Here is a 20,287-nt window from a genome sequence, read left to right as displayed (position 1 = left end):
GATGCCTCAGATGTCGATGTTGATGATCTTCTTCATCCATGCGAAGCCGGCGAGAGCCGCAACGATGGACATGCCCAGCAGCACCTTGCCGAAGCCGTCGGTGAAGAGGGTGTTGATGTAGGTGGGGTTGATGCCCCACATGGCGAGACCGAGCAGGATCGGGAGGGCGCCGAGAACGATGGCGCTCATCTTTCCTTCGGCGGTCAGCGTGGCGACGTCTCGACGGAGGCGCTCGCGTTCCGTCATCGTCTCGGCGACGGTGAGGAGGAGCTCCGACAGGTTGCCGCCGACCTCCCGCTGGATCTTCACGGCCATGACGGCCCAGGCGAAGTCCGGCGAGTCCATGCGCTCGGCGGAGGCGTCCATGGCCTCTTCGAGCGGGCGGCCCAGCTGGGCCTCGGTCACGATGCGGCGGAGTTCGCCACCCATCGGGTCCTCGACCTCCTGGGAGACGGCTTCCACACCCTGCATGAACGAGTAGCCGGCCTTGAGGGTCGACGACAGCAGCTGGAGGGTGTCCGGGAGCTGCGACATGAACGCCTTCTGGCGCTTGGATGCCTTGAAGCGAACCAGGAAACCCGGCACCAGGATGCCGAGGATGCCCAGGACGAGCATGCCCGGCCACGAGCCGGTCAGCAGGAGGCCGACCACGAAGAAGGCGGCGGCGATACCGGCGCCGGCGGTGAGTGCCTCACCGGCGCGAAGGGGAAGGTCCGCCTGCTCGAGTGTCTGCTCGAGGCGGGCGAGCATGCCTCGACGCTCGGCCAGGCCCTCGGTGATCTCGACGGCACGCTTGAGCAGCGCGCTCCGGGCCATGGCCGACTCGCCGTCGTCCTCGACCACGGTCTGGCCGTACGGATCGTCGTAGGCCCGCAGCACGTTCTTGAGTCCGGACTCGTCCTTCTGCGTGAGCATGACGACCGCGTAGGCACCCAGTCCCGCCGCGATGGCACCGAAGAGCACGCCGAGCATCCGGCCGGTGTCGCTCTGCAGGAAGCCGAGCCCGGGCAGATTGCTGTCACCCTGCTCCGCGAACGGGGCGAGGGCCACACCCGACGTCGTGGAACCGGCCGTGAAGGAGGCGCGGATCGACGTGTCGTCGACGGTGACGGTGAGCTGGTTGGCATCGGCCATCTGCTCGGATTCGAAGGGAATCTGCCAGGTGTTGTTGACGACCTGGGAAACGGATCCGCCGTAGCCGGCGATCTCCTCGGCGACCTCGGTGGCGGCGAAGGCGCCGCCGTAGGTGGAGGACACGAAGCCCCGCATGGAGCCGACGACGGACTCGTCGGCCGCGACCGCGAAGCCCGACGCGTCGGCCGCCTGGGCCGCGCCACGGGCGGCGGATGCGTCGGCGACCGAGCCGCCGTCGATCGAACCGGCGAGGACCAGGAGGTTGGTCGCTCCGGCACCGGTCGAACCGAGTTCGAGAGCCGCGCTGCGGATGCCGTCGAAGAGCATGTTGCCGCCGGCGGCGGACACGATGCCCTCGACGATCGCGTCCGTCCGGGCGTGGTCGTCGTTGAGGCCGACACGGACCCGAGCGACGCCGCCCGTGGTCCAGATCGAGATCTCCTCGTTCTCCCCGGCGCCGGCGATGTAGGCCTCGGCCGCGTCGATGAACGCGTCGAGGTGCTCGGCCGAGGCCGCACTGTTGTCGATCACGATGGCGGTCTGGACCGCCAGATCGGAGTCGGCGATGGCCACGGGCGAACCGGTCTCGGCGTCCGTCCCCGAGATGGTGACGGTCGCGGTCGTCGGCTCGACGGCGTAGCGGACGAGCACGTAGGGGTCGTCGACCGTGTCGACGAGCATGAGGACGGGCGGCGCGACCGCTTCCTCGGCCTCGGTGTCGTCCTGGGCCGCGGCGATCGACACCTGGAGTCCGCCCATGATCATCAAGATCGCGGCGAACACCCCGGCGACGCGGCTCCCGCGGAGTCGGAAGGCGGAACGGAAGGTCACTGTGCCCCCATGCCCCCGCCGTTCGGCTGGAAGGTCTCCGGACCGAGGCGGATGCCTTCGGCGGTGAGCTTCTCCGCGAACTTGGGGCGGATACCGGTGGGCTTGAGCACACCGCGGTAGCGGCCGTTGTCGTCGACACCGGCGCTGAAGTCGAACAGGAAGATGTCCTGGAGCGTGATCACGTCACCCTCCATGCCCTGGACCTCGGTGATGTGGGTGATGCGACGCGAGCCGTCACGCAGACGGGCGATCTGCACGATCACGTCGATGGCCGAGGCCATCTGTTCACGGATCGCCCGCACCGGCAGGTCGAAGCCGGCCATGAGGGTCAGGGTCTCGAGACGGCTGAGCGTGTCTCGCGGGGTGTTGGCGTGGACCGTGGTCAGCGAGCCGTCGTGGCCCGTGTTCATGGCCTGGAGCATGTCCAACGCCTCACCGGCACGACACTCACCGACGACGATGCGGTCGGGCCGCATACGCAGGGAGTTCTTCACGAGATCGCGGATGGAGACGGCGCCCCGGCCTTCGATGTTCGGCGGGCGGGTCTCGAGGCAGAGCACGTGATCCTGGTGGAGCTGGAGCTCCTTGGCGTCCTCCACCGTGACGATGCGCTCGCCCTCCGGAATGAACGACGACATGACGTTGAGGGTCGTCGTCTTACCGGTACCGGTACCACCGGAGACGATCATGTTCAGTCGACCGACCACGCAGGCCTGCAGGAAGCGGGCGGCGTTGGCGTCCATCGTGCCGAAGCGGATCAGGTCGTCGACCTGAAGCGGATCGGCCTTGAACTTACGGATGGTGAGGAACGGTCCGCCGATGGTGAGCGGCGAGATGATCGCGTTCACACGGGAACCGTCGGGCAGACGGGCGTCACACATCGGGGTGGACTCGTCGATGCGACGGCCGACCTGACCCACGATCTTGTCGATGATGCGACGCAGATGCGCCTCGTCGACGAAGGTCACCGGATCCTTCGACAGCTTGCCGCTGCGCTCGACGTAGACCGAGTCGGGGCCGTTCACCATGATTTCCGACACGTCGTCGTCCCGCAGGAGCGGGTCGATCGGGCCGTAGCCGAGGATGTCGTCCGAGACGTCCTGGATCAGCTGCGCCTTGTCGGACGCCGACAGGGGCGCCCGCTCAAGGGCGAGGGCATGGTGGAGCTGCTCGTGGACCTTCTTGCGGAGGTCCTCTTCCGAGAGCCGACTGTCGTAGAGGATCGGGCCCAGCTCTTCGATGAGGCTGTGGTGGATCCGCTGCCGGAGTTCGTCGAGCACGGGGTCTCGCCGAGCGGCGGTGCCGCCGGCCTGCGCGGCCTTGGCCGCAGCGGCGATGCCGCCACCCGAACCGCCGGAAGCGGCGTTGTCTTCTTCGGCCCCCTGCTGGACCTCATGGAGACGCTTGTAGAGACTCATGTTCGTCGATTCCTCCCGGGATCAGGTCCCGGCATTCGGTGGTTGGCTCTGGACTTCGGAAAGGGCGGGCGGGCTACTTCTTGCGTCCCTTGCCCGCGTTGGCGGGAAGGAACATGCTGGCGAGCTCCTCGAGGGACTTCGCCACGCCGGAACGGGGCGAGCTCTGGACGACGGGCACACCACGGTTGACCGACTGGGGCACGACGATGTCGCTCGGGATGAGGATGTCGGCACTCACCTGGAGCGTCCGTTCGACCTCGGTGACGTCGAGCTTCACCTTCGAGTTGGCCCGGTTCAGGATCAGATGGAGCTTCTCCATCGGCGTGTTGAGCAGCCGCAGCGTCTGCAGACCGATCTTCACGTTCTTGATGTTCGGGATGTCCATGCCGGCGACGAGCATGACCTCGTCGCTGATCTCGATCATGCCGAGCACCACGTCGTTGAAGTAGGCCGGCGTGTCCACGATGACGTGGCTGCAGAAGCGCCGGAGCACCTCCACGATCTGCATCATCTCGGTGGCGCCGATCTGGTCCGCGAAGGCGGGCTCGAGCGGGGCCGGGAGGATGAGCAGGCCGGACGACTCGTGGGTCACGAGCAGGTTCTGCAGCAGGCTCGCATCGAGGCGATCGAGCGAACTGACCGCGTCCACGATGGTGTGCTGGGGCGAGAGCTTCAGCATGACGGCGATGTCACCGAACTGGAGGTCCGCGTCGACCAGGCAGACCGGCTTGTCGCTGCGCTGGGCGAGCGTCACGCCGAGGTTCGTCGCGATCATCGACTTGCCGGCGCCACCCTTGGTCGAGAAGACCGTGATGACCTGACCCTGTTCTCCGTCGTCCTCGAAGAGTTCCTCACCGGCGGTGGGGGCCGAGGGCGACGACGACATCGAGGAGCTGACTCGGCCGATGGCCTCGTGCAACTGGGTGACGTCGGCGGGCGATGCCAACACGTCCTTGACGCCGGAGCGCAGGGCCTGCTGGAGGAGGTTGGTGGTCAGCTCCTCGGCGACGAGGATCGCACCGAGCTCACGATGGGCCTGGATGACGCGCTCGACCGAGTTGAGCGTGCCGTCGACGGCACAGCTCGGACCGAGCACGATCACGATGGGCTCACCGTTCAGGTACGGAACGAGATCCTCGACGACGGGGAAGCTGCTGACGTCGTTCCCCAGCTGTTCGACCAGCCGGTTGCGGGCGACGTCGTCCGGGTCGATGACGACCAGGTTGACGGAAGGAGCGGAAGTCGAGCCCGAGAAGCCGTCTGCCGGAGCAGCGGAGTCAGGGACCAACGATTCGCCCTCACCACCGAGGTCCATGTCCTCGGCGCTGGTGTCGTCGGTGAAGAAGCTCGACATCTGGTTCACTCTCCCTCTTCGAGCCAGATCGGGACGCAGTGACCGAGCACGTAGTTGCTGGTCAGATCCACGCCTTCGCTGACGGTGGTGGCGTCACCCTCGATGAAGCCGTCGGGGCCGTACGGGGTCGCACAGTCCGAGAGCTCGGCGGGGGTGGCGTTCGACATGAGGGCGGCCGTGAGCGCCGGCAGCGCCTCGACCTCGTAGTCCTCGGGAAGCAGCGTGAGGTAGACGTCGCCGGGAGCGACCGAGGCGAGCAGCTGGGCGGCCTCGTTCGGCACCAGGAAGGTGATGGTGCCGCCCTGCGGGGTCAGCGCCCGGTTGTCGACCTCGCCGGTCTGGATCTGCTGGCGGGCGCCGATCGCGAGGATCTCGACCCGCTGGTAGAGATACCGGGCCGGCTGCGTGTAGGTGCAGTAGGACTCACTCTCGGCGGAGATGTTCGCCCCGAACGAGTTCCCCTGACCGTTGTCGACCGAACCGAGCTCGTCGAAGTCGAGCGTCTCGTCGGTCGGATCCTCCTCGGTGGCACAGTTCGACCCGTGCGTGATCATCATGTTGACCTCGTCACCGGGCTGGAGGTAGCCACCAACCGCCCGGACCGTGTCGAGTTCCATCGAGAAGGCCACGTTGCCGGTCGGGATCTGGTCCTTGAGCGAGAGCGTCACCACCGATGGGTCGACGAACAGGCCCTTGACGATGATCTGGTTGCGCACGATCTCGCCCTGCGAGACGAGGCCGGTGATCGGGTCCAGGTTGTCCGGAGAGACGAACGTCGCCGGCCGGATGTTCAACGGGATCTGCTGACGCTCGATCGAGTCGAGCGCCTGCGCAACCGGGGTCCCCTCGGGGATGTCCGCGGTGGCGATCAGCACGTCGACGGGCTGAGCGTCTGCGTAGACATCGCTTTCGATGCCTCGGACGTAGTTGAGCAACGCCACGCCGGCGAAGACGCCGGCCGCAATCGCTGCGATCAAGATGAGTGTCTTACGGGAACTCACGGGAACCTCGTTGGGGAGAGTGACCTTCTGCGGTCCCCCTGTCGGAAGCGCCGCCTCGTTGTTGAGGCTTTGGCTCGGGACTTGGGTCCCGACACGCGTGAGACGTCCGGAGGACGTGCTCTTCAACGGCGCTTTCCCGTGTGTTCTTGACGCAAACGCGGAACGGACGCCCCGTGGGGCGCCCGTCCGTGGACTCGGTTGCAGAGCGGCCGTGGGCCGCCCGGATCAGGCCTCTTCGTCGGCTGCTTCGGCCGCCGGTTCGTCGGCTGCTTCGGCCGCCGGTTCGTCGGCAGCGGGCGCCTCGGCCGCAGCAGGCTCGTCGGCGACTGCCGCCGCGGGCTCCTCGCCCTCGGCGACCTCGACCTCGACCTCTTCCTCGACGTACTCGTACTCGTACTCGGTGCCGTCCTCGGCCACCTCGGTCGTCCCCGGCGCCGGAGCGTCCTCGCCGGCCTCGGCGTAGTACTCCTCCCAGGCCTGCTGACCCTCGGAGGCGGTGTCCTCACCGAGATAGTTGCCCTCGTTGTCGTAGGCGTGGGCACCGAAGTGCTCCTGGTACTCGGCGGCGACCTCGCCACCCTCGGCGGCCTGCTTGATCGACAGGCTGATCCGGCGGCGCTGGAGATCGAGATCGATGATCTTGACCCACAGCTCCTCGCCCGGCGTGACGACCTGCTCGGGCAGGTCGACATGGTGCGCCGACATCTCGGAGATGTGGACGAGACCCTCGATGCCGTCGCCGACCTGGACGAACGAACCGAACGGCACGAGCTTGGTGACCCGGCCGTAGACCAGCTCGCCCACGCGGTGCGATCCGGCGAACTCCTGCCACGGATCCTGCTGCGTCGCCTTCAGCGACAGGCTGATGCGCTCACGATCGAGATCGACCTCGAGCACCTCGACCTCGATCTCGTCGCCGACGGTGACGACGGAGGACGGATGGTCGACGTGCTTCCACGAGAGCTCCGAGACGTGCACAAGGCCGTCCATGCCGCCGAGATCGACGAAGGCGCCGAAGTTGACGACGGAGGACACCACACCGGTGCGCTTCTCGCCCGGCTTGAGGTTGTCGAGGAACGCCTCGCGCTGTTCCTTCTGCGTCTCCTCGAGCCAGGCCCGACGGGAGAGAACGACATTGTTGCGATTCTTGTCGAGTTCGATGATCTTGGCCTCGAGCTCCTTGCCCACGTAGGGCTGGAGGTCGCGCACACGGCGCAGCTCGACCAGCGACGCCGGCAGGAAGCCCCGCAGGCCGATGTCGATGATCAGACCGCCCTTGACGACCTCGATCACCGGGCCCTTGACCATGCCCTCGGCTTCCTTGATCTCTTCGATCTTGCCCCAGGCGCGCTCGTACTGGGCGCGCTTCTTGGAGAGGACGAGACGCCCTTCCTTGTCTTCCTTGGTGATCACGAGGGCTTCGATCGAGTCGCCCATCGAGACGACCTCGTTGGGATCGACGTCGTTGCGAATCGAGAGCTCGCGGCTCGGGATCACGCCTTCGGACTTGTAGCCGATGTCGAGCAGGACCTCGTCCTGGTCGACCCGGACGACGGTGCCCTCGACGAGCTGGCCGTCTTCGACGAGCACCATCGTGCTCGTGTAGGCCTCTTCGATGTCGACGCCACCGAGGTCGGCGTCGACGATCTGGCGGGGGGTGTAGTTGCCTTCGGAATCGAAGGTGCCGAACTGGGTCTCGTCGGCTGCGGTGTCAGTCATTGCTTCTTCTCGTCCAATCGAGTTGACGCTCGGGTATCGGACCCGGGAGCCCTGTCAGAAAGACAGCCTTGCAAGGCTAGCCCTGGCGTCCTCCAGAAACTCCCGTGGCGGCTACTGTCCGGCCCACGCCCATGAAGTTCTCGCTGATCTACGAGGCCCAGACGGCCAACCCGACCCGAGAGGGCGATCATCAGGTGTTCGCCGAGACCCTGGAGCAGGCCCTGCTGGCCGAGGAGCTCGGCTTCGACGTGATCTGGGCCGTCGAACACACCGCCCTGACGATGTACGCGCACATGAGCGCGCCCGAGACGTTCCTGGCCTACCTGGCGGGCGCGACGAGCCGTATCGGCATCGGTCACGGCGTGATCTGTCTACCGCCGAAGATGAACCACCCGGTCAAGGTGGCCGAACGCTGCGCCACCCTCGACATCCTCTCCGGCGGGCGACTCCACGTCGGCTTCGGCAAGGGGGGCACGGAGCAGGAGGCCGGCACGTTCGGCTACGAGAAGTCCGAGCTCGGCCCGATGGTCGACGAGGCGATGCGGCTCGTGCCCCGGTTCTGGGTGGAGGACGTCGTCGAGCACCACGGCCGCTTCGTCGATGTTCCGCCGCGTCCGATCCATCCGAAGCCGCTCCAGACGCCGCACCCGCCGCTCTACCAGGCCTGCACGCAGACCGCGACGCTGGTCGATGCCGGTTCGCGGGGCATCGGCGCACTCGTGCTCGGCTTCGGCGGCCCCGAACAGGTCGCGGAGAAGAACCGCGTCTACCGGGAGGCCTTCGCGAACCGCGATCCGGAGGAGCAGGTCGGCGTGCGGCCGACCGAGCACCTGGCGGCGCTCTGCCCGGCCGTCGTGCTCGAGGACGGCGAGGAGGCCCGCCGCCTCGGCGTGCGGGGCCAGCGCTTCTTCCTCGAGTCCATCGGGCACTGGTCGAGCGATGGCAAGACGCCGCTGCCCGATCCCGACAGCTGGCCCCACGACAGCCGCACCGAGCGGGACGGCACGGCGGTCATCGAGACGTCCATCGGCTCGGAGCAGGTCCGGGTCGATTTCTCGGATCCGAAGATGGCGATGCTCAACCCGAACCACGCGTACGGCACCGTCGACGACTGCATCGGCTACGTGTCGCGGCTCATCGATGCGGGGGCCGACGAGATCCTCTTCCTCGTCCAGATGGGCACGATCCCCCAGGAACCGCAGCTCGAGACGCTGCGCAACCTGGGCGAGCACGTCCTCCCGTACTTCCGATCGCGATCAGGCTGACACCTCGGCGATCACCAGGAATTCGGGCGAGTCGACATCGGGAGGACGGGGCTGCCACCGGCCGGGTTCGACCGCATCGATCGAGCGGACCTCGAGCCCGACGGCGCCACACATGAGGCGGAGTTCGCGCGGGGTGAAGCAGGTCGTCCAGAGATCTGCCGTCGTGACGGTGCCGTCCCCGTCGCGGATCTCGGTCGTCTCGCGGTGGACACCGCTGTCGGCGTCGAAGTCGTTCCCGTCGAGCAGGTTCGCCACCTGGAGGTAGGCGCTGAACGCCGTGAACACGAGCGTTCCGCCCGGGCGAAGGGAGCGGGCCATGGCCGCCAGTATCTCGAGATCGGGGTCGAGGCGCTCCCCTGCCGCCGGACCGCCGGCGAGACCGAACGCGCCCTGGCAGATCGAGATCGCGAGGTCGAACTCCTCGCGAAAGGGCAGGTCACGGGCATCCTCACGGGCGTAGGTGACCCCGTCGGGGGCGTCTCGCCGGGCGACCTCCAGGAACGTCTCACTGATGTCCACGCCGTGCACCTCGAACCCGCGGCGCCCCAACTCGTTGGCATGGCGCCCCGGCCCACAGCCGACGTCGAGGATCCTCGCCGGAGCCCGCAACCCCAGCCGCTCGACGAGCGCGTCGATCTCCCGCACGGTCCCCTTCGTGAACGAGTACCGCAGATACGCCGCCCCCATGTGGTCCGCCAACCCCTCGAACCAGTGGTCGTACTCCCCCATCGAGCGCTCTCCCCCCTCTCGTTCTGGGTGAACATACGGCTGAAAACCGCGCCCCCGCTCACCCAGAACCCCGCCCTTCTCGTTCTGGGTGAACATACGGCTGGAAACCGCGCCTCGGCTCACCCGGAACGGAGGGTGGCCGCTCGGTGGAGCGCATGCAGCCGGTCGATCACGCCGTCGGCGTCGTGGAACAGGTCGTGGTCGGTGAAGGACTCCACGAGATACCCGGCGTCCCGTAGGGCAGCGTGGCGGCTGTCGTCGCGATGCCGATCGGTCAACGAGGAGTGGAAGCGCTCCGAGTCGACCTCGACGACGATCCTGCGGCGCGGGTCGAGGAAGTCGACGCGGCCGATCCAACCGTCCTCGCCTCCGACATCCACCTGCCGCTCGAAGCCGGTGAAGCCCGCTCGCCGGGCCAGTTCGTCGAATCGGGACTCGAGGTTCGACTCGGGTGGTCGGTGGTCCGGGGGACGGGCGGCGAGCAGTTCCCGCATCAGGACCGTGCCCGCCCGCCCCCGCCGGCCGATCTCGCCCAGCATGCGGGTGAGCGACGCGTGGCTGACCAGACCGCGCGACCAGGCACTGTCCAGCAGCAGTTCGACACGCTTCGGCCATACGGTCGGCAACGCAGCGAGATCGAACAGTGTCCGGGTTGGCGTCGTGATCCGGAGTCCGTCCAGCTCCACCACGTGGTGCGGGAGGAGCCGGCGCGGACGGTGCAGCTCATGGGGCAGGGTCGCGGCCGATCGTCCGGTCCGCCGGATTCCGGTGATCGTCGGCGGCAATGCGCGAAACCCGGTGAACCCCCAGAGCCCGGCGGCCGACGCATGCGAGACGCACGCGTGGTCGTCCACGTCGAGAACGGCCGCCATGAGTTGCGACGCCTCGCTCGGCGCCGCCCCGGCGACGCGCAGCACCCGCGCCGAGACGGCCGTGAGGCGCCCGGCGGCCACCCGCCGGGAAATGACCCCGGTCGTTAACCCGCGTTGCGCAGTTGGCGGCGACTCATCACGCCGTGCTGGTCGAGGGCGATCAGGGCGATGGTTCGGTCGTAGTCGTGCATGGGCACAGACTTGCGCCGAGGTGTGACAGCGCCGGCCCCGATCTCGTTCTGGGTGAACATACGGCTGGAAACCGCGCCCCCGTTCACCCAGAACGGAAGGGGTTGCGGTCAGCCTTTGGCGTCGGCCCAGGTGGTGGCGACCTGGAGATCGACGGCGAGCGGGACGGCGAGCTCGAACGCGTTCTCCATCGTCTCGCGCATGAGGTCGCTCGCCTGCTCCACTTCCGCGTCGGGCGCCTCCACGATGATCTCGTCGTGGACCTGCAGGACGATGCGGCTCTCGAGCCCGGCGTCCTCGATTCGCTGGTCGAGGCGGACCAGGGCGACCTTGAAGATGTCGGCGGCGAGACCCTGGATGCCGGCGTTCATCGCCTGCCGCTCCCCCGCCATGCGGACCTGGCGATTCCCCGATGACAGCTCGGGGATCTGGCGCCGGCGCCCGAACAACGTCTCCGTGTAGCCCCGCTCGCGGGCCTCCTCAACCGTGTCGTCCATGTACTGCTTCACCGACGGGAACGCCTCGAAGTAGCTCTCGAGGATCTCCGCCGCCTCGGACACGGGGATGTTGAGCCGCTGGGCGAGCCCGTAGGACTCCATGCCGTAGGCGAGGCCGTAGGACACCATCTTCGCCTTGCTGCGCTCCTCGACGTGCACGTCCTCCGGTGCGATGTCGAAGACGCGGGCGGCGGTCGCGGTGTGGATGTCGTCGCCCGCCCGGAACGCCTCCAGCAGACCCGGATCCTCGGCCAGGTGGGCGATGCAGCGAAGCTCGATCTGGTCGTAGTCCGCGATCAGCAGCTTGTGGCCGGGCTTGGCGACGAACGCGGTGCGAAACACCCGCCCACGATCGGATCGCACGGGAATGTTGTGGAGATTCGGCTTGTCCGAGCTCAGCCGCCCGGTGCGGGCGACGGTCTGCTGGAACGTCGCCCGGATCCGGTCGCCCGGTCCGACCTCGGCCAGCAGACCCTCCCCGTAGGTGGACCGGAGCTTCTCGATCTCGCGGTACGCCAGCAGGTGCTCGACGATGGGGTGCTCGTCGCGCATCTTCTCCAGCGACTGGGCGTCCGTGCTGAAGCCGGTCTTCGTCTTCTTCTGCGGGGTGAGCCCGAGCTCGTCGAAGAGGACCTCGCGCAGCTGCTTGGTGGAGTTCACGTTGAAGTCGTGCCCCGCCTCGTTGATCACGGCCTCCCGCAGCCCCTCGGTCTCCGCGGTCAGTTCGTCCCGGATGCGGGTGAGGACGGCCGGATCGACGCCGATACCGAGCGCTTCCATGCGGGCCAGCACCCGCACGAGCGGCACTTCGAGGTCGTCGTGGAGGTCGACCAGGCCTTGCGCCGTCATCGCCTCGATCAGCGGCTCGACGAGGCGGTCGATCGCCAGCGCAGCCCGGCACGGCTCGGCCGCTACGTCGTCGTGGTCGCCGTCGAGATCCAGCTGCCCGTCGGGCGCGCCGGACTCCGGCAGCTCCATGCCGACGTAGCGCAGGAGGAGTTCTCCCAGGTCATAGCGGTTGTCCGCCGGGTCCAGCAGGTACGCAGCGAGCCGCGTGTCCACCCGCAGGTCCCGCAGGTCGACGCCGAGGTCGAGCAGCCGCCGGGCGGTGGCCTTCGCCCCGTGCATCGCGACCGGACGGCCGTCGGGGCCGAGCAGGTCCCGCAGGGCCTCGATCACCTTCTCGTCACTCAGCAGCGAGCCGGGCACGAACCCGACCTCCGCGGCGGCGCCGTCGATGACGAACGCCAGCCCGTCGTCGATGCCCGCATCCGGCACCGCGAGCGCGAGCACCCCGCTCCCGCTGCCGGCCGCGGCCAGCGCGGCAACGGCGTCGCCGGCCGTCTCGAAGGTCGTCGGCTCGGCCTCCAGCACCTCGGCGCCGGGCCCGACCTCGCCGCCGAGCGCCTCGGCCAGCCGGTCGTGGAGCGTGCGGAACTCCAGGAAGTCGAACAGCTTCCGCACCTCGTCGGAGTCGTGGTCACCCCGGTTCAAGTCGTCGATGCCGATGTCGAGCTTGACGTCACGGACCAGCACCATCATCTCGACGTTGTTGCGGACGTTCGCCTCGTTCGCGGCGAGATTCTCGCGCAGCTTCGGCGTGAGCTCGTCGAGCACCTGGTAGATCCCGTCGATGCCGCCCCGCTCGTTGATGAGCTTGGCCGCCGTCTTCTCACCGACGCCCGGCACGCCCGGCAGGTTGTCGGAGTTGTCACCCCGGAGTGCCGCGTACTGGACGTAGTCGCTCGGCTTCACCCCTGTCCGCTCGAGGATCCCGGCCTCGTCGTAGAAGGCGTAGTCCGAGACGCCACGCTTGTTGTAGAGCACCTTCACGTGCGGATCCTCGACCAGCTGATAGCTGTCGCGGTCGCCGGTCACGACGATCACGTCGTCCTTGCGGTCCCGCCCCTGGGTGGCCAGCGTCGCGATGATGTCGTCCGCCTCGAACCCCACGACCTCGATCGACGGGATCTTCAACGCCTCGAGCACCTCGCGTACCAGCCCCATCTGTTGACGCAGGATGTCGGGCGCCGATTCCCGCTGGGCCTTGTACGTCGGCGTCATCTCGTGGCGGAACGTCGGCTCCGGCCGGTCGAAGGCCACGCCGATGTGATCGGGCTGGTGGTCCTTGATCAGGTTGATCAGCATCGAGGTGAACCCGAACACCGCGTTGGTCACCTGACCGCTGGCCGTGGCCATGTCGGTGGGGAGGGCGAAGAACGCGCGATAGGTCAGCGAGTTCCCGTCGATCAACATCACTTTGGCCATCGCCGCCGACCCTAACGCGGCCGCTCCGACGCCGTGGTCAGGGAACGAGGTTGCCGCGCAGCACGTCCTCGGCGACCGCGGCCATGGTCCGTCGCTTGGCCATCGCCGTGGTCTGGAGGAACCGGAACGCAGCACCTTCCGACAGTCCGTGATCGTCGATCAGGCGCCCCTTGGCCCGGTCCACGAGCTTGCGCACCTCGAGCTTCTCGGCGAGATCGCCGACCTGGCCCTGGAGCTCGTGATGCTCGCGGAAGCGGGCGAGCGCCGTCTCGATCGCGGGGACGAGATCGGCCCGCTGGTACGGCTTCACGAGATAGGCCATGGCGCCGGCCGCCGCGGCCCGTTCGACGAGCTCACGCTGACTGAACGCCGTGAGCAGGACGACCGCCGTGCCACCGAGCTCCGTGATCCGGCCGGCCGCTTCGATCCCGTCGAGGCCGGGCATCTTCACGTCGAGGACGGCGACATCGGGCTGGTGGGCGGTCACGAGATCGACGGCCTCGTCGCCCCGCCCGGTGTCGGCCACGACGTCGTAGCCCTCGCCTCGCAGGGTCTCGACGAGGTCGAGCCGGATGATCGCCTCGTCCTCGGCCACCACGACGGTGACGGTGTCGCTCACGTGGATGCGGTGAGCCGGTCCAGCAGCTCGTCCTGCTGACGCTCCAGGTCGGCGATCCGGGCGACGGCGGCGTCACGCGACGCCCGGAGCCGGTCCGCATGGCGAGTCGCCTTGCGGTGCTCCTTCTCGGCAACGGGCGTTTCCGACACCAGTGCACGGATACGAGCGTCCTCGGCCTCGTCGGACAGCTGCACGAGCTGCTCCTCGCTGACCCGCAGATCGTCGCGGAGCGACCGCAGCTGTTCGCTCACCTTCCGCAGTTTGCGCTCGACCTGGGCGTTCGCCCCACCAGAAGCCATGCGGACCACCTTACGCTGTCGGGATGCGGTTCATCGGCGCGTTTGCCCTGCTCGCGATGGTCATCACGGGCTGCGGCGACGACGCATCCTCGTCGTGCACCGAAGTCCGCGAGCCCGAGGACCCGCTGAGTATCCAGCACGTGATCGACCCCGAGGCGGTCCAGTTCGACGGCGGCCAACCCACGTCAGGCCCCCATCTCTCGGGCCCATCGCCCGTCGGCGCCCTCGAATCGCCACTCGCGCCGGCCGCTCAGGTGAACGTCCTCGAGTCGGGCTCCATCCTCGTGCAGTACGACGCGTCGATCGATCCCGGCATGGTCGATCCACTCGCCGAGCGCACCGACGTCGACATCGTCGTCGCTCCCGGGGAAGAGCTGTCGACACCGATCGTTGCCACCGCCTGGACCTGGAAGCTCACGTGCAACTCGCTCGACGTGGAGCGGATCGTCAGCTTCGCCGCCGCCCGTTCGGGGGATGCCCCCGGCGACGACTGAGTCAGGCCTCGACCACGCCGGCGAGACGTTCGAGGGTCGCCTCCAGATTGGCCGGGTGCTTCTTCGGGTAGCCCATGATCTCGATGAACTTCGGGGAACGGGCGGTCGACCAGTCGAAGGTGTGGGTCACGTTCGTGCCCTCGTCGGTCGGCTCGAGCTCGAAGCGCCAGCGGTGCTTGCCGAAGTGCGCCCAGGCGATGAGACGGTTCTCCTCGTACTCCACGACCGTCGACCACATCTTGTACGGGACGCCCATCTTCATGTCCATGCGGAACTTCGACCCGAGCTCGAGTCGATCGGGCCCGTCGATGTTCTCGCGCACCGTCCCCGAGCCGTCGATCTGGACGTGGCCGGCCGGGCTGGCGACGATCGCGAAGATGTCCTCCGGCGAGGCCTTGATCACACGGGAACGGGAAACGGCGCGTTCGGTCATGTCGTCAGTCTGACCACTCCCGTCCCGCACGTCCACGTCGCGGATCCGAGGCGGTCGCTCCCGGAGTGAACCCCGGGCCCACGTGAGCGTTCCGCCATATGCTCGCGACCGTGGAGGATGGCTGGAGGCTGTATCCGATTACGCGCTACGACGTGCCCGGGACCGTGATGGTGTCTGCCGAGCTCCTGGAGCGTGCGCCGCTCGGGGACTGCCCCGTTGCCGTCATCGCATCGCTGGCAATCGAAGGCGACCCGCCGTCAAGCCGCATCGTGGCGCTGGAGGAGGCCCTGGTGAGCCAGATCGAGGCAGCGGGCGGGGCGTACGCCGGACATCTCCGAAGCTCGGTGGAACTGCTCTCGATCGCGTACGTGCCGGTCAGGCCCGCTCGCGCCGACGAGTGGGAGGCGGGATGGACCGACCTCGTCTTCTTCGACGACCCGGAGTGGTCCTTCCTCGACGAGTTCCTCCGCCCCGATGAGGCCGAGGCACAGTCCGAGGGCGACCTGAAGGTTTGGGCGACGTTGTTCGAGCAGGGCGACGACGGACGCGAGCCCCGGCCGGTCGATCACCAGGCGTCGTTCTCCGAGTCCCGTGCTGCTGAGGCGTTCATCGACGAAGTCAGAGCCGACGGATTCATGCTCACCGACTCCACGACCAACCCAGGCCACGTCCTCGTGCAAGTCACCCGACATGACCCCGTAGTGGCACCTCCCGGCGGCATCTCCGAGATCGTCGGAAGAGTACGCGAGGCCGCCGAGCGACACGGTGGCAGCCATGTTGGATGGGGAGCCCCGATCGTGCGAACCAGACGACGGTGGTGGCGGCGGAACCGCTGACAGCCGGCACGGCCGCCTCGAGTGGCCTCGGGGTGACCGACCACACCTCGTCGGCGGAGAGGCACGCGGCATGGGTCAGCACGCCATACCGCAGGCTCGGTGTTTTCGGGCTATTCCTCGATCGATTCCGCCTTCTCGCCAGGGGCAACCGGTCCAAGTGCAAGACTCCGCGTCAGGTGCAGGCGATCGCCGCCGTCGAAGAAGTCAGCGCGGTCGTCATCGAGCTCCAACAGCACGGCCAAGCGACGGAGGACCGCGTTGACGGCCTCGACCTCGTCGGAGTCGGCACTTTCGCAAGAGGGCGGACGGACGGCGTCGCCACCGTCGAAGATGGCCGACAGATCGTAGTGGTACGTCGCAACCACAGCGCCGCACGCCCGCAGCTCCACCGCCCCGGCCCGGTCGCCAGATCCGACTTGACCGAACGCCAGCCGAAGATCGCTCTGGATCGACTCACCATTCAGTGCCTGCACCTCCCACTCGCCACGCAAGTCCGCCACGTCGGCGTACTGACGCAGGTGCAGCGTGCCGACCTCGGACACGAGTCCGACGCGGGCGGCGTCGGCATCGACCACGATCGCCGGGCTCCCGAACACGATGTCGCCGACAAGCCTCTGCGTGTCGACCGGCGTCGGACTCGGATCACACTCATAGTCGACGAGGGGGCGACCGGGATCCACATCGAGCGTGCCGTCGGGATTCACGGCGGCGCCGAAGTCCGATCCGAGTAGACACCCGCCAATGCGCAGCTCGCCCGCTGAACCGCCACCCAGGCCCGGGCCGTCGAGGATCGGAGCACCGTCGACTTCGACGACTCGCCAGGCGCCCGCGGCGAGGAAATCGGTCAACGCGACTACGTCCACCTCGTCCGCGCTTGGCCCGCTCCTGAGCTGCTCATCGTCCGGTGTCGCGGGTGACGGCTTGCCGATCGGCTCCGTCGGCGCACTACCCGAGCACGAGGCGACGAGTAGCACTGCCGCGAACACGAGAGTCGGATGACGCATCAACATCTACGACGAACCAGAACGACCACTGGTTCCGGGGCCGCGACAGCCGCTCGTCCGCCGCTGTCCGCAGCCGGCACGCCGTGGACTGGGCAGGGTCACCGGTCGTCCTCGAACCTTCGCTGATCCCACCGTCCGATCAGCCGTTCGAGATGTGGCAGTAGGTCGAACGGGCTGACCACCCAGAGCCCGAACCGAGCTCTCACCGCTGAGGAGGCAGCGAGTACTCCTCGGTCCTTGGTGACGAACCCGTCGTAGGCGTACCGGGCGGCGGTCAACACGTGCATCGCGTCGCGGATTCGGGTGCGGTTCGTGCGAGAGGTTGAGGATCGATCTGCATTCGGCCACATCAGCTCCCACAGCTCGTCCCAGTCCTTCGACTCCTCGTCGCTTCCGACCACCATGTGACCAACTCGCGAGTGGCCGACAACGCCCACACCCAGAACCTCCACGATCTCCGCGGAGCGGTTCAGGAGTAGCTCACGGTGGCGTTCATCGGCACGGTCGAGAAGTTCGGTGTCCATTGCGTCCGACCGACAGAGCTGAATCCACCCCCCGTCATGCAGCTCCCACAGCCGCTCAGATGCGGCGTCGGCGGCATCGATGATGTGGGTGTCGATGAGGTACCGCCGGCCAAGCCGGCTCTCGCTATTGGCCATCGACTCCGACGTTACGACGGTCGCCCTGTGGAGGGACCGCCAATACCGGCCGCAACCAGCAGACGTCCACCCGGCGGTGTCCGTCCGGTGCCGCAGGGACATGGAACCTCGAAACACCGTCCGGGTTTCGCGGGCCTCGAGCCGCGGCGATCTCGCCAACAACGGTGCCCGGGGCGGGACTTGAACCCGCACGCTCGTGAAAGCAACGGATTTTGAGTCCGTCGTGTCTGCCAATTCCACCACCCGGGCGGGTGCGTGTCCGCGCAGCGTAGCCTTCCGGGCATGGCTCCCCGCACCCGATCCCGCCTGTTCCGCCTCCTCGTTCTCGTGGCGATCATCGCGGCGATTCGGGAGGTCTCGATCCGCCGCCACGAGGCCGACCTCCACGACTGGCCCCGCCCCGGTGACCCGACCGCCAACGGCGCGACCTGAGCAGGGTGACGAACTTCACCCGGATTACCTGCGGGTAACGAAACCAACTGGCACGATCAGAGGTCAGAAGCAGTAAGCGGTGCGTTCGTCCGTGCTGTCGTCGTCGTCGGAGGGCCCACAACCATGATCGTCTTCACCTATCCCGGCCAGGGGTCGCAGGCTCCCGGCATGGGGGCCGCGTGGGCTGACCACCCGTCCTGGGAGCTGGTGGAGGAAGCATCGGACGCCGCCGATCGCGACGTTGCGGCGCTGCTGCTCGAGACCGACGCCGACGAGCTGACGATGACCCGCAACGCGCAGCTCGCGACGTTCGTCACCTCGATGGTCGTGCTGGACGCCGTGAGCCGGCTCGGCGCGGAGGCCGTCGCCCACGCGGGTCACAGCCTCGGCGAGTACTCGGCGCTCACGGCCGCCGGCGCGCTCGACTACAGCGACACCGTGCGCCTCGTGACCGAGCGGGGCGACGCGATGCAGGCCGCGGCGGAGGAGCAGGACGGCACCATGGCGGCCCTCCTCGGTCTCGAGGACGACCAGGTCGACATCGCCTGCCAGCGGGCGGCCGGTGATGTCTGGATCGCCAACTACAACGCGCCCGGGCAGGTCGTCATCGCCGGCGTGCCCGCCGATCTCGACAGGGCCTGCGAGATCGCGAAGGACCTCGGCGCGAAACGGGCGATGCGGATCCCGGTCGGCGGTGCGTTCCACACGCCGCTCATGGCCCCGGCCCGTGATCGACTCCGCAAGGCGATCGACCAGGTCGAGTTCCGGGACCCGGAGCAGCCGGTCTACGCGAACGTCGACGCCACCTCCCACACCGACGCGGCGGACTGGCCGGACCTGCTCGGCGCCCAGCTCTGCTCGCCCGTCCGCTGGCGCCAGACCTTGCGGACGCTCGAGATCGACGGCTTCAACACGTTCGTCGAGCTCGGTCCCGGCACCGTGCTGACGGGCCTCGTCAAGCGCACGGTGAAGACGGGCAACCGCATCAACATCGCCACGCCCGCGGATCTCGACGGGCTGCTGGAGCAGCTGGCCGGCAAGCCGCAAGCCGACGCGGCGCTCCTCGAAGGCGAACACCTCTTCGCGACCGAACGCCTCGTGGTGTCGCCGTCCACCGGCGTCTTCACGCTCGCGCCGGGAATCGAACCCGGGCTGCGCATCGACGTCGGCCACGTGCTCGGCACCGTCGGCTCGAACGAGGTCGTGTCCTCCTTCGAGGGCGAGGTCATGGGCGTGCTCGCGCTCGAAGGCGAACGGGTCAGCTCCCGCCAGCCGATCGCCTGGCTGAGGACGCGCTGATGACCGTCCGCGCCATCGGCTACGGCACCTCGCTGCCGCCGAAGATCCTCACCAACGACGACCTCGCCGAGATGATGGACACGAGCGACGAGTGGATCCGGGCCCGGGCCGGCATCGGCGCCCGCCACGTCGGCGGCGTCACCTCGGAGATGGCGACGGAAGCGGGTGCGGCGGCGTTGAAGGACGCGGACCTCTCCCCCGCCGACATCGACCTCATCGTGCTGTGCACCTCCACGCCGGACCAGCGGCTCCCCGCCACGTCCGCCGTGGTGCAGGCGAACCTCGGTCTCACCTGCGGGGCGTTCGACGTCAACGCCGTCTGCGCCGGTTTCACCTACGGCTACGTCACCGCCTACGGCCTGATGACCGCGCCGACCGGGCCGGATCGTGTTCTGCTCATCGGGGCGGACGCCCTGTCCCCTATCATGGACTGGACGGACCGCGGCACCGCGATCCTCTTCGGCGACGGCGCCGCCGCCGTCGTGTTGGAGAAGCACGAGCAGGGCGAGCTCCTCGCGTTCGACTTCGGCGCCGACGGCAACCTCCAGCCGATCCTCTACTGCGACCACGACGGCTTCATCACGATGGAAGGCCGGGAGGTCTTCAAGAAGGCGGTGCGCGCCGTCACCCAGTCGGTCGAGAACGTGCTCCGCAAGGCCGAGCTCGAGCCGGGCGAGATCGACGTCGTTCTGCCCCATCAGGCCAACATCCGCATCATCGAGGCGGTGGCCCAGCGGATCGGCATCCCGATGGACCGCAACGTCACCGTGCTCGAGACCACCGGGAACACCTCGGGTGCCTCCATCCCGCTTGCCATGGCGAAGGCGGCCGATGACGGCCTGTTGGAGCCGGGCAAACTCGTTCTCATGGCCGGCTTCGGCGCCGGCATGGCGTGGGCGTCCGCCGTCGTGCGCTGGTGAAGTCGTCGGTGCAAC

At 68.0% G+C, this 20,287-nt stretch carries 19 protein-coding genes and 1 tRNA gene; 6 read left to right on the top strand and 14 right to left on the bottom strand.

All coding sequences use genetic code 11. From position 1 onward, the window contains the following. Nucleotides 1-6: 6 nt before the first annotated feature. The 5 genes from R8F63_06220 to rpsA form a co-directional block, all read right to left on the bottom strand. Entirely contained in the window at nucleotides 7-1,965 is a 1,959-nt protein-coding gene (locus tag R8F63_06220; protein ID MDW3218191.1) for a type II secretion system F family protein, read from the bottom strand. Further along, entirely contained in the window at nucleotides 1,962-3,383 is a 1,422-nt protein-coding gene (locus tag R8F63_06215) for a CpaF family protein (protein ID MDW3218190.1), read from the bottom strand. The genes R8F63_06220 and R8F63_06215 overlap by 4 nt, the downstream gene beginning before the upstream one ends. Nucleotides 3,384-3,456: 73 nt before the next feature. Beyond that, nucleotides 3,457-4,737, bottom strand: a complete 1,281-nt coding sequence (locus R8F63_06210; GenBank protein ID MDW3218189.1) for a P-loop NTPase — start codon at nucleotides 4,735-4,737, stop codon at nucleotides 3,457-3,459. A gap of 5 nt (nucleotides 4,738-4,742) precedes the next feature. Further along, complete coding sequence (locus R8F63_06205; GenBank protein MDW3218188.1) at nucleotides 4,743-5,738, bottom strand: hypothetical protein; 996 nt, start codon at nucleotides 5,736-5,738, stop codon at nucleotides 4,743-4,745. Nucleotides 5,739-5,963: 225 nt separating this feature from the next. Then, on the bottom strand, nucleotides 5,964-7,457 hold the full coding sequence (rpsA, locus tag R8F63_06200; protein ID MDW3218187.1) for a 30S ribosomal protein S1: 1,494 nt from the start codon (nucleotides 7,455-7,457) through the stop codon (nucleotides 5,964-5,966). Nucleotides 7,458-7,588: 131 nt separating this feature from the next. On the opposite strand from rpsA, the gene R8F63_06195 reads away from it, so the two are divergent. Beyond that, on the top strand, nucleotides 7,589-8,722 hold the full coding sequence (locus R8F63_06195; protein ID MDW3218186.1) for an LLM class flavin-dependent oxidoreductase: 1,134 nt from the start codon (nucleotides 7,589-7,591) through the stop codon (nucleotides 8,720-8,722). Here R8F63_06195 and R8F63_06190 read toward each other — a convergent pair. The 5 genes from R8F63_06190 to R8F63_06170 all read right to left on the bottom strand — a co-directional run bounded on the left by R8F63_06190 (nucleotide 8,714) and on the right by R8F63_06170 (nucleotide 14,195). Beyond that, nucleotides 8,714-9,451 (bottom strand): class I SAM-dependent methyltransferase, encoded by a 738-nt coding sequence (locus R8F63_06190; protein MDW3218185.1) that lies wholly within the window; start codon nucleotides 9,449-9,451, stop codon nucleotides 8,714-8,716. The genes R8F63_06195 and R8F63_06190 overlap by 9 nt on opposite strands. A 119-nt stretch (nucleotides 9,452-9,570) precedes the next feature. Next, complete coding sequence (locus R8F63_06185) at nucleotides 9,571-10,404, bottom strand: DUF559 domain-containing protein (GenBank protein MDW3218184.1); 834 nt, start codon at nucleotides 10,402-10,404, stop codon at nucleotides 9,571-9,573. A 218-nt stretch (nucleotides 10,405-10,622) separates the two neighbouring features. After that, the gene (polA, locus tag R8F63_06180; GenBank protein MDW3218183.1) at nucleotides 10,623-13,277 is read right to left on the bottom strand and encodes a DNA polymerase I; all 2,655 of its coding nucleotides are present in this window, start codon (nucleotides 13,275-13,277) and stop codon (nucleotides 10,623-10,625) included. A 37-nt stretch (nucleotides 13,278-13,314) separates the two neighbouring features. Further along, nucleotides 13,315-13,896: a response regulator gene (locus tag R8F63_06175; protein ID MDW3218182.1), complete on the bottom strand. Its 582-nt coding sequence runs from the start codon at nucleotides 13,894-13,896 to the stop codon at nucleotides 13,315-13,317. Continuing rightward, nucleotides 13,893-14,195, bottom strand: coding sequence for a hypothetical protein (locus R8F63_06170; GenBank protein ID MDW3218181.1), 303 nt, complete (start codon nucleotides 14,193-14,195; stop codon nucleotides 13,893-13,895). Before R8F63_06170 ends, R8F63_06175 begins: the two co-directional genes overlap by 4 nt. Nucleotides 14,196-14,218: 23 nt before the next feature. On the opposite strand from R8F63_06170, the gene R8F63_06165 reads away from it, so the two are divergent. Next, nucleotides 14,219-14,689, top strand: a complete 471-nt coding sequence (locus R8F63_06165; protein ID MDW3218180.1) for a DUF3105 domain-containing protein — start codon at nucleotides 14,219-14,221, stop codon at nucleotides 14,687-14,689. 1 nt (nucleotide 14,690) lies between these two features. Here R8F63_06165 and R8F63_06160 read toward each other — a convergent pair whose 3' ends face one another. After that, nucleotides 14,691-15,122: an SRPBCC family protein gene (locus R8F63_06160; GenBank protein ID MDW3218179.1), complete on the bottom strand. Its 432-nt coding sequence runs from the start codon at nucleotides 15,120-15,122 to the stop codon at nucleotides 14,691-14,693. A gap of 98 nt (nucleotides 15,123-15,220) precedes the next feature. Here R8F63_06160 and R8F63_06155 point away from each other — a divergent pair, with 98 nt between their 5' ends. After that, nucleotides 15,221-15,958, top strand: coding sequence for a ribonuclease E inhibitor RraB (locus R8F63_06155; GenBank protein MDW3218178.1), 738 nt, complete (start codon nucleotides 15,221-15,223; stop codon nucleotides 15,956-15,958). Between the two features lie 110 nt (nucleotides 15,959-16,068). On the opposite strand, the gene R8F63_06150 is transcribed toward R8F63_06155, so the two are convergent. The 3 genes from R8F63_06150 to R8F63_06140 all read right to left on the bottom strand — a co-directional run bounded on the left by R8F63_06150 (nucleotide 16,069) and on the right by R8F63_06140 (nucleotide 17,870). Next, nucleotides 16,069-16,806, bottom strand: a complete 738-nt coding sequence (locus R8F63_06150) for a hypothetical protein (protein ID MDW3218177.1) — start codon at nucleotides 16,804-16,806, stop codon at nucleotides 16,069-16,071. Between the two features lie 254 nt (nucleotides 16,807-17,060). Beyond that, nucleotides 17,061-17,621 carry a hypothetical protein gene (locus R8F63_06145; protein ID MDW3218176.1) on the bottom strand — a complete coding sequence of 187 codons (561 nt, stop codon included), beginning with the start codon at nucleotides 17,619-17,621 and terminating at the stop codon, nucleotides 17,061-17,063. A gap of 165 nt (nucleotides 17,622-17,786) precedes the next feature. Further along, nucleotides 17,787-17,870 (bottom strand) — tRNA-Leu (locus tag R8F63_06140). 33 nt (nucleotides 17,871-17,903) lie between these two features. On the opposite strand from R8F63_06140, the gene R8F63_06135 reads away from it, so the two are divergent. The 3 genes from R8F63_06135 to R8F63_06125 all read left to right on the top strand — a co-directional run bounded on the left by R8F63_06135 (nucleotide 17,904) and on the right by R8F63_06125 (nucleotide 20,272). Continuing rightward, on the top strand, nucleotides 17,904-18,053 hold the full coding sequence (locus tag R8F63_06135) for a hypothetical protein (GenBank protein ID MDW3218175.1): 150 nt from the start codon (nucleotides 17,904-17,906) through the stop codon (nucleotides 18,051-18,053). Nucleotides 18,054-18,176: 123 nt separating this feature from the next. Next, nucleotides 18,177-19,352, top strand: coding sequence for an ACP S-malonyltransferase (gene fabD / locus R8F63_06130; protein MDW3218174.1), 1,176 nt, complete (start codon nucleotides 18,177-18,179; stop codon nucleotides 19,350-19,352). Continuing rightward, nucleotides 19,352-20,272, top strand: coding sequence for a beta-ketoacyl-ACP synthase III (locus R8F63_06125; protein ID MDW3218173.1), 921 nt, complete (start codon nucleotides 19,352-19,354; stop codon nucleotides 20,270-20,272). Before fabD ends, R8F63_06125 begins: the two co-directional genes overlap by 1 nt. Nucleotides 20,273-20,287 lie beyond the last annotated feature (15 nt).

Source organism: Acidimicrobiales bacterium (assembly GCA_033344915.1).
In the GTDB taxonomy this organism is placed as follows: Bacteria; Actinomycetota; Acidimicrobiia; order Acidimicrobiales; family Aldehydirespiratoraceae; genus JAJRXC01.
The sequence above is the reverse complement of the archived record's forward strand: the minus strand, read 5'-3'. Positions and strand labels throughout refer to the sequence as shown.

Bases quoted from the DNA above. Each gene is read 5' to 3' on its own strand.
- R8F63_06155 (MDW3218178.1), top strand. From the start codon at position 15,221: ATGCTCGCGACCGTGGAGGATGGCTGGAGGCTGTATCCGATTACGCGC.
- fabD (MDW3218174.1), top strand. From the start codon at position 18,177: ATGATCGTCTTCACCTATCCCGGCCAGGGGTCGCAGGCTCCCGGCATG.
- R8F63_06170 (MDW3218181.1), bottom strand. From the start codon at position 14,195: ATGGCTTCTGGTGGGGCGAACGCCCAGGTCGAGCGCAAACTGCGGAAG.
- R8F63_06165 (MDW3218180.1), top strand. From the start codon at position 14,219: ATGCGGTTCATCGGCGCGTTTGCCCTGCTCGCGATGGTCATCACGGGC.
- R8F63_06195 (MDW3218186.1), top strand. From the start codon at position 7,589: ATGAAGTTCTCGCTGATCTACGAGGCCCAGACGGCCAACCCGACCCGA.
- R8F63_06145 (MDW3218176.1), bottom strand. From the start codon at position 17,621: ATGGCCAATAGCGAGAGCCGGCTTGGCCGGCGGTACCTCATCGACACC.
- polA (MDW3218183.1), bottom strand. From the start codon at position 13,277: ATGGCCAAAGTGATGTTGATCGACGGGAACTCGCTGACCTATCGCGCG.
- R8F63_06125 (MDW3218173.1), top strand. From the start codon at position 19,352: ATGACCGTCCGCGCCATCGGCTACGGCACCTCGCTGCCGCCGAAGATC.
- R8F63_06210 (MDW3218189.1), bottom strand. From the start codon at position 4,737: ATGTCGAGCTTCTTCACCGACGACACCAGCGCCGAGGACATGGACCTC.
- R8F63_06135 (MDW3218175.1), top strand. From the start codon at position 17,904: ATGGCTCCCCGCACCCGATCCCGCCTGTTCCGCCTCCTCGTTCTCGTG.
- rpsA (MDW3218187.1), bottom strand. From the start codon at position 7,457: ATGACTGACACCGCAGCCGACGAGACCCAGTTCGGCACCTTCGATTCC.
- R8F63_06190 (MDW3218185.1), bottom strand. From the start codon at position 9,451: ATGGGGGAGTACGACCACTGGTTCGAGGGGTTGGCGGACCACATGGGG.
- R8F63_06215 (MDW3218190.1), bottom strand. From the start codon at position 3,383: ATGAGTCTCTACAAGCGTCTCCATGAGGTCCAGCAGGGGGCCGAAGAA.
- R8F63_06160 (MDW3218179.1), bottom strand. From the start codon at position 15,122: ATGACCGAACGCGCCGTTTCCCGTTCCCGTGTGATCAAGGCCTCGCCG.